The 8,655-nt window shown below is 37.5% G+C and carries 6 protein-coding genes; 2 read left to right on the top strand and 4 right to left on the bottom strand.

The features are described from left to right. Positions 1–573: 573 nt before the first annotated feature. Positions 574–987 carry a hypothetical protein gene (locus ACEW80_RS29025; RefSeq protein ID WP_373529925.1) on the bottom strand — a complete coding sequence of 138 codons (414 nt, stop codon included), beginning with the start codon at positions 985–987 and terminating at the stop codon, positions 574–576. An 11-nt stretch (positions 988–998) separates the two neighbouring features. After that, entirely contained in the window at positions 999–2,504 is a 1,506-nt protein-coding gene (locus ACEW80_RS29020) for an NACHT domain-containing protein (protein WP_373529924.1), read from the bottom strand. Between the two features lie 459 nt (positions 2,505–2,963). On the opposite strand from ACEW80_RS29020, the gene ACEW80_RS29015 reads away from it, so the two are divergent. Both ACEW80_RS29015 and ACEW80_RS29010 read left to right on the top strand, forming a co-directional pair. Continuing rightward, positions 2,964–4,832, top strand: coding sequence for a tetratricopeptide repeat protein (locus ACEW80_RS29015; protein ID WP_373529923.1), 1,869 nt, complete (start codon positions 2,964–2,966; stop codon positions 4,830–4,832). A gap of 74 nt (positions 4,833–4,906) precedes the next feature. Further along, the gene (locus ACEW80_RS29010) at positions 4,907–5,920 is read left to right on the top strand and encodes a hypothetical protein (protein ID WP_373529922.1); all 1,014 of its coding nucleotides are present in this window, start codon (positions 4,907–4,909) and stop codon (positions 5,918–5,920) included. A gap of 12 nt (positions 5,921–5,932) precedes the next feature. Here the strand turns inward: ACEW80_RS29010 and ACEW80_RS29005 are convergent, their stop codons facing one another. Both ACEW80_RS29005 and ACEW80_RS29000 read right to left on the bottom strand, forming a co-directional pair. Continuing rightward, positions 5,933–8,428 (bottom strand): CHAT domain-containing protein, encoded by a 2,496-nt coding sequence (locus tag ACEW80_RS29005; RefSeq protein ID WP_373529921.1) that lies wholly within the window; start codon positions 8,426–8,428, stop codon positions 5,933–5,935. Then, the coding region (locus ACEW80_RS29000; protein ID WP_373529920.1) for a hypothetical protein at positions 8,415–8,655 on the bottom strand (241 nt) is incomplete at its 5' end. The genes ACEW80_RS29005 and ACEW80_RS29000, both read right to left, overlap by 14 nt.

Genomic DNA, 8,655 nt, shown 5'->3' with positions numbered 1-8,655 from the left:
ACTATCACACCCCATGCGCTCAACAAATACTGCGCTCTTGGGTTTGCTATTTATCACGATATTTTCCCTGATAACTCGGTTTACAAGTTTCAGAGGGGGTTGCATCAGTTATCAGTCAACAGTTACCAGTTATCAAATGTTGACTGATAACTGGTAACTGGTAACTGGTAACTGATATTCGCGCTGCTACGGATTTTTGCTACGAAATTCGGGTTTTTCCTTAATAAAATTTAACTTTACTAAATCTTTACAATTTCGACAGCCAAAATTACCACACAAAACTGGTGCGTTTCGTGCGGCTTCTCGTATAATACGAGAAGCAGCGGATTCAATCTCGTCTGACCAGTCAGTGGATAAAAGCCGTCAAACTTTAACTACCACTGCTTTGGTTTTCTTGAGATAACCCCCTCTGAGGTTATTCTGTTTTTAAGTCTGGGACAAAACGCCTACTCCTTAGTGGCATTTGTCCTTTAAGTTTTTGGTGCGATTGTATATCTCCCTCCTTTTCTTGTTCGTTTTGATCTTACAGAACTTCTGGTCATCTGGTATCTAACGTCGTTTTGATTTTTACTTTTAGACCTCCACTCTTGTTAACAATCCTTTTGGGGTAATCTGAGGGCTAGTAGCACCTCTATGTAGGGTTTGATTACCCTGTAGCTTAAGCAGCCCCGGCGTGGGTGTTGCCTCTGCCTTGGGCTTGCGCTCGAAAACTTGTATATTGGGTTCCTCCAGCACGAACCCATTTTCTGTTTGCTGACCGAGTTTACCAGCGTAGACGCTTCGCGGCTTGTCGTTAGACATCGCTCCTACCCACTGTGGGTAATTACTTGCAGCCTGGGTAAGTTTCTTCCAAATCTTAGATTTGACTACGACTATCACAATGCGTCCGTCGCAGTCAATCTCAAACTGTTGCCACCTATTCTCTAGGGTTATAAATTTGGGTAGTTCGTTGATATTGATTGTTAGTTCTAGTTTTCTTGCAATCATGGATACCTCTGTTAAGACGCGATCGCTAAATTAGGTGCAGCATTATATCTATGTACCAATCCGAGTGGATCTATCTCAATATACTTTTTAATTACTGGTTGTAAATTGAAGCTAATTTCTTTTGTAATAGGGTCTTTGATACTTTCTACCAAAGACTGTCTTTCAAGTTTTTCTATTGCCTTTATTAATTCTAAGGTTGACACAGATGGGTTCTGTTTCTGTTTGATGTTATCTAATAATTTCGTAAAGCTAACAGGTTTTGGATTTAATAGCATTTCTTCAGCTATATAAATCAAAATTTGCTGCTGAACTGGATTCAATAACTGCCCAAACATTTGATTGAGCATAGTTTCAAATTTGCTGCTAACAAACGTAGTTTTGTTTTCAAGAAATCTTTTGGTACTACCAGCAAAAAAATGGTTAATTCGATTAACTACCGCCTCAATTTCTGAAGGATTACCACGATAAATTTTAATCAGTTGATTGCAATTTTCTTTGTTAGCTAATCCTTTAGCAGACAAAAGCTGCATTGCAGCATCTGGATCTAAACCTTCTATCTTCATTTCTTGGATAGGATGCCCTGTTGCTATGAGATCATCAAATTCATCAGGTAAAGCTCGACTCGTTAAGAGCAAGCTGCTTTGATCTAGTTCCTCTATCAATCGGCGGAAAAACAAGCTGTACTCTAGCCGCTCCTGAAAAATATTTCTTTGAAATAAAGCTTCAAAAGCATCTAGTATTAGCAAGTAACGACGTGATCGCAACTGTTTAATCAAAACTGAGAGCATTGCCTGAGTAGATTTAGGTAAGCTTGACTCAGACTCTGAGGGTTGTAATAGTTCTAGCAGATCACCTACCAAGTCCTGTAGTGAGGGCGCATGTGCCACTGATTTCCAAATTAAGCAATCAAACCCGAACTGATCTCCTGTACTAAGTTCTTCTATCAGTTTCGCTGCTAATGCACTTTTACCAATTCCTGCTACTCCTACTAATATCACGCATCGCTGCTTGGTTATTAGTTCTTTTACTTTGGCTAATTCTTCTGTTCGTCCATAAAAATTAGGTACGTTATAAGGTCTACGTCCCTTGACTTCTATAGAATGGCTAACAGGGAATTCTTGCTGTTCATTCGGCGCAGATTGAACATAATACTCTTCAGTGAGTTGCTCTAAAATATTCCGCAAATTCTTTTTCCCAACCCGTTCGCCATGCCCAATCGTTTCGGAGAGTAGATCCCATAGTCGAGGAGCTACACCCCTTTGTAAATAGTTAAGGGTGTAAGTTGAGTTATTTGCTATCTCCTGGTAGTCATCGTCATCCCACGCTCCCTTCATAATAATGATTTCAGCCTCGGATAGGTATCTACCTTTTTTGGCCAATACAAAGTTATTTACTACAGCCAAAGCTAGGTCAAGAGTTACTTTTACTGTGAAAAGTACTTTTGGAAGTTCCTGTACTTTTAAATTAACAGAGGAAGGAACCGGAGATTGGAATTTTGGATGAGCACTAAAATTCATAACCATGCCAGCTATCTTACTGTAGTATTAATAGATGCCCGTATAAGGGATTTCATAGATAAGTTTTAGTTAAACAATTATGTAGCATTGTACTCAATAATATTTTATTTTCTCCGTTTTAGTCAATTTTTTTGGTAAAAAGTATTATAAGAATTCCTAATGTTGCTACTTAATTCTCTTGTACTTAAGCTGTCGCGCATCTGAATTGTACTTTTTGGAGCCTGAAAGCCTTGCTGTAAGGTTTTCAGCTTGAAAAATTAAACGCGTCTCAGCTTATATTCTACTGAGGACAGTAGAAAGAGTCATAATAGCAGCAAAACACTGAGATTATAGCAGTACAAGAGAAAGCCGGACGGTTAAAATAAAACTGCATATATCCCTTAATTGACACTTTTCCTGTTGTATGTTAGTAAAAGGACTGGCTCAAGGGGAGTATTATATATTTAGTGACACTAAAATATGAGTTACTGTATTAATCCCCTTTGCGCTCATCGACAAAATCCCGATAACGTTGAAACTTGTTTGGCGTGTGGAACTCCATTACTGATTAACAACCGTATTCGGCTTGTCAAAGCACTAAGACCGCTTACTGATGACCCGTACAGTTACTTTGAAGTTTTTGAAATAGAGGACTTTGGTACGCAATGGAATCCTGTGCATAAGCAACGAGTAATGAAAGTTTTGAAATGGAACTCGTCTAAGCTACGGGAGTTGATTGAGCGGGAATCTATCACTTTACGAAGAATTCGTCATCAAAATATTCCTAAAAGTAGTGTAGACGACTTTTTCACTTTTGTTCCCAACAACAGTCTTCTAGAACTGCGCTGTTTAGTAATGGATAAGATTGAGGGACAAAATTTGGAGCAATGGATAAAATCTAACGAGCGAATTTCACAATCTGTGGCATTAGAGTGGCTTAGACAGTTAGTAGAAATTCTTGACGTAGTACATCATACTGAATTTTTTCATAGAGACATTAAACCTTCCAACATAATTCTCAAATCAGACGGGCAGCTAGCATTAATTGATTTTGGTACTGCGCGGCGAGTGACTGATACTTATTTGGCTAAAGTTAGTGGAAGTGGAGGAACTAGTACAAGAGTAGGTACTTACGAGATTACATCTGTTATTACGCCTTGTTATACTCCACTAGAACAAATTAATGGTAAAGCAGTACCACAGTCAGATTTTTATGCTTTGGGGCGAACTCTTGTAAATTTAGTGACTGGCATTTCACTGATTAATTTACCAACAGATGAAAAAACGCAAAACCTAATTTGGAGAGATAAAGCACTACAGATTGAGCAACCCTTTGCTGATTTTCTTGATGAGTTGATGGCTCTTTCTCCAGGGCAACGTCCGCAAACGACTGAAGTAATTTTGCAGCGTTTAGAAAAACTGCCTCAGCAAATTAAAAATTATAGATTAGCTAATTCTAAAATATTTATATTTAGCAGATATACATTAATAGTTTTAGTATTTTTTGGGAGTGTCTTTCTATCTATACCTCTAGCAGCTAACTACTTAGTAGCTCAAGGAGAGAGATATGAGGCAGCAAATGATTCTCAAAGCGCACAAGAGTCTTTTGACTCAGCTATAAAAATTAATACTCAAGTGAAAAATTCTATTTCTAAGTTTTATTTTGATAAGGCATCTCGTAGTACTCAAAACTTGCGAGATGCTAAAAAATATTATGAAATCTCGATGAAATATAATAATCAAGATGTAGACACTTACAATAGTTTAGCTTTTGTTTGCCAATTATTAAATGAATTCGAGTGTGCGAGTACTAATTATGAGAAAGCTTTAAAATTGAAGCCTGATAATTGGGAAGGACATTATGGATTAGGAACTTTTTATGATGAGCAAGGGAAAAATGATTTAGCAGAGCAGCAGTATCAGCTAGCTATAAACACTAATAGTCAAGCAATCCCAGTTTTCAATAATCTTTCAAGATTGAAAAACTTAAAACGTAAATATGATGCGGCGATTGCTCTAGCATTACAAGGGTTACAAAAAACTAAAGAACCCAAATTACAAGCTGCATTATATAAAAATTTAGGTTGGGCAAAGTTAGAGCAGAATAAGTTGGTTCAAGCGAAGGAATATTTAGAAAAAGCCGTAGAATTAGATGCTCAGAGAGCAGACATTTACTGCTTGCTGGCACAAGTTCAAGAAGCTTTGGGTGATAACGATAATTCCTGGCTTAACTGGGAAGCTTGCTTGATACTGGAGTCGAAAGTGCCAGAAGTCTTCCGTTGGCGGGGGGATGTATTACAAAGGATTAGGCTCAAGCCTTCTTCTCGACAGATTGGGACAAACCCATAACAGGCTTTGACGCTATCAATTATTCTCTACTTAGATTAAACTGAAAAAAGTAATTAGCTTTCTGAGAAGTTGTAATGCTTACCCTATCTAGCCCAATTAAAAAAGTCTTTGCAGTCCGCCGATTTACAACCTTCGTATCAATATCAACGCTAATCCTTTTGTTGACAAGTAGTGCATGGGGACAGCAACGGACATTGCAAAAGAATTTGTGTGATGAACCAAGTGGTCGAGTTTATAGCACGGGCGATCGCTTACTGAAATCGGGAAGATATTTGTGTCTGGGAGAGCGGATCAGTCCTCAAAACGGAAATACAGTCAAAGTTCTCTGTTTCATGAATCGAAAAATTATGTATTTGAAGCAGAATACTATTTTTGATGCACAAATATGTGCGTCACCACCTAACGAAGCTGTACAGTGTTCAGTATTAAATGTAGCTCCTTGTACACATGACTATAAAGGATCAGATGATGAAAAAAATGCGCCGATTGTAACTAGTCCTTACGGCAGTTCAATTATAAATAATAGACCACAAATCTCTTGGCGCTCAGTAGCAGGCGCTGATAGCTATACAGTAGTAGTAAAAGGCAATGGTGTTAATTGGGAAACAGATGTAAAAAATGCTATGACTATGCCATATCCGAAACAGCAAAAAGAATTACAGTATGGCAATACGTATACAATCACTGTAATTAGTAACCACGGTGATCAACCTCTGAATTCTAGTCCCTTAGTAGTCCATCTTTTACCTGTTGATGATGTTCAGTGGATTATAGATGAAGTCAAGCAAATCAAAGACCTGGGATTGCCACCTGATGAAGCCGCTTTCCGCGATTTAGATGCTATATATATGTCAAAGCTTATTTTAGATGAATCAATTAAGACATTAGAAGCACGAGTTATGGCAGGTAGTCAAAATCCAACTATTTACAGACTACTAGGCGATCGCTATTTAGGAGCATTGTTACCAGAAGAAGCGGAACAGACTTATACGATAGCAGATCAATTAGCAAAGAGCAGTGCTAATACATCTGAATTGAATAAGGTGCAATCAGGGTTGAAATTGCTGAAATGGTTGAAAAATCGTTAACCTCATATCAAATTATAGCCAGCCTCCAATAAGTAAGAATGCTGCCCAATGGAAAGGGTGTTGGTATTTAGGGTTTGATATCAGTTGCAATTGTGCTTGACGTAGTGCCTCGACTTTAGTCAAACCATCTTTCAATCCTTGATAAAATTCTTTAATAAGTAAAGCGCTGGAATCAGCATCTACTTGCCATAGAGTGGCTACCGTAGTTCTGGCTCCGGCTTGTGCTGCCACTCCAGCCATTCCTAACGCTGATTTCTTATTACCTTTGGCTGTTTGGCAAGCACTCAAAACTAATAATTCAATTCCTTCTTGGCTAGACTGAGTTTTTTCTTTGAGTAAATCATTAAATTCTGAAATAGTAATTGGTTTATCCCAAGCAAAAATCATTGTTCGGTCAGGAACAGAACTAAATTGAGCGTGAGTAGTTAGGTGAACTATTGAAAAATCGTCTGTAGTCAATTCTTTGTCTAATAATGTGCTAATAAACTCCTCATTCAACAATACTTTTGAAAAATAAATTTCTTTTTTTATATTAGCTATTTCTACTTCCACTCCTGGTAAAGCTTTGAGTCCTTTGGGAGCATTTGAAGCGTTGAAACTAGGGCTTTTCTTGCTGAGTCCAGCAATTAGAACTTTTGACTGTTTCCGAGTTAAAAATTTTGGGTGTTGTACTCTAGAACCTAGAGTACCTGTAATACCGTAGCGCTCGATAAGATAATCTTTTCCATCATGAAGCAAACCCATCGGTAAACTTTGAAAGGAGGCATCTAAAATAAACACTAATATTTTTGATGAAGTCAAATATTTGATAGGTGCAATTAACAATTTATAAAGTGCTTGAGAATGGTAAAGAATCACATCTTTAGCAGCATAAGCAAGATTCTTGTCTTGCAAAGTGTCTAAAAGATTATTAATGTGTTCCCTAATTAGCTGAGAATTAACAGAATGGTGATGAAGAGAATGTTCTGGAGATTGGGCGATGACTTCTATGCTATCAGCTAAGTCGATTATATGAATAATCGTCAGGGGAGTGTCTAAGTTTTGAATTTCATTTAAAGCTACAAGGTTAAGTTTGCCACACTGAAGATAATTCTCTAACTCTGTTGTTTTAAACTCTTCGTTTATTTTAATTACTTTTTTTATGTTGGAATGAGAATCTGCTAATAACAATCGCATATAATTACGGTACACAGGTTCTACTTTTTCGTAAAAAAAGAATTGTGTATCTGGATTAGTCCCTAAAAGGTTGGCACGAACTTGGGTTAAGCTACTAATAGCTGCTTCGTAAAAATCGGAAGCTTCTTGAGATTTTCCTTGTTGACTGTATAAATCACCCAACTGCTGCTGCCATTGGTATGCGATATCCCATGCCTGAATTGATTGAGCAAATCCTAAAGCTTGCTTAAAGTGTCCTTGTGATTTTTCTGGGTTTAATTTGCCTAGAGTCCCCCAACAGAATGATTGTAAAATTTGGTTGTTAATGCTTTCAGCGGCTTGTAAGGCTGACTCTACATACTGTATAGCTATAGACTGTAATTGTTTGTTTGAAGTTTTACTTAGACTATCAGCAAAGTTTAGCTTCGCATAAGCAGATTGGCTAACAGATAATTCATCAAAGGAGAAAGAGTTTTTTATGATTAAGTCTATTAAAGGTTGAATCTGTTGATTAATATGGGTTTTAGTAGCCGTAAATCTATTATTTACTTCTGACTCTGTTTTCAGCCATTTATCAAAATCAAACAATAACTTCAAACTGTATAGTTGAGCTTGCAATTTTACTCCTGCTGGAGCTTTTTCTAGGTTATTCACTTGTTTATAATACTCAAGTGATAAGAGTGCATTTTTATGCATCCTAGCAAGAGTTTCTTTTTTGTAAATTAGTTCTTCTATCCACTTGTATTGGATGTGCGCTCGCTCATACATTAAGTGTTTAGTATTCCCCAACGAAAGTAAAATTGAACTAACTTCCTCCTTTGGTTTCATTTGTTGAGTGAGCGATAACGTTTCCTTTAAAACTATTTCCGACTCATTTAACTTACCGACTAAACGTAAAACATCGCCCAGATTTAGTAATCCCAGTAAATTTACTGACGTTGGATTTACTTGATGAATTGTTGCATAAAGTGCTTTTTCATCAAATTCTCTATATGGATTAAGCGTTGAAGAAAAAATCCGCTTATCCATTTTTAAAGCTGACAACATGGTATCGTAGGCGTTAGAGTATAACCCCAAAGCTTGTTGGGCGAGGTTTTGGTTGATTAAATTTCCAGTAACACCCTCATCTAAGCGGAGTTGACGATAAATCTTCGTAGCTTCTTCCCAAGTCGCAAGAGCCTCCCAATATTGCCCCTGATTTAACTGTTCATGTCCTTGAGCAGTCAAAAATTGCGCCTGACTGTGTTGCACATTTTTATTCACACCCTGAGCCATAAGTCGGGATGGCTTGCCAACAGCCATTAACAAACCTGTGAACCACAAAAATAAGTACCTGCGTCTAGTGATTTTCATATATCACTCTGGTTTCGGGTAAAAATTTTGATACAGAATCTTGAGCAAAGCAAGAACCATCAGGCGACGACGAAGCAACAGCAATATCTTTATTCGGTTCTGCCAATAAGTTGACATCTCCTGATGGTTCTATTACCGCAGTTTGGGCTTCTACAATTGGTTTTACTTCCTGAATTGGCGGTTTTAGTTTCTCTGAGTTATCACTTGCTTGAACTGAAATAGACTCA

Origin of the sequence: Nostoc sp. (genome assembly GCF_041747015.1) — a bacterium.
In the GTDB taxonomy this organism is placed as follows: domain Bacteria; phylum Cyanobacteriota; class Cyanobacteriia; order Cyanobacteriales; family Nostocaceae; genus Nostoc.
The sequence above is the reverse complement of the archived record's forward strand: the minus strand, read 5'-3'. Positions and strand labels throughout refer to the sequence as shown.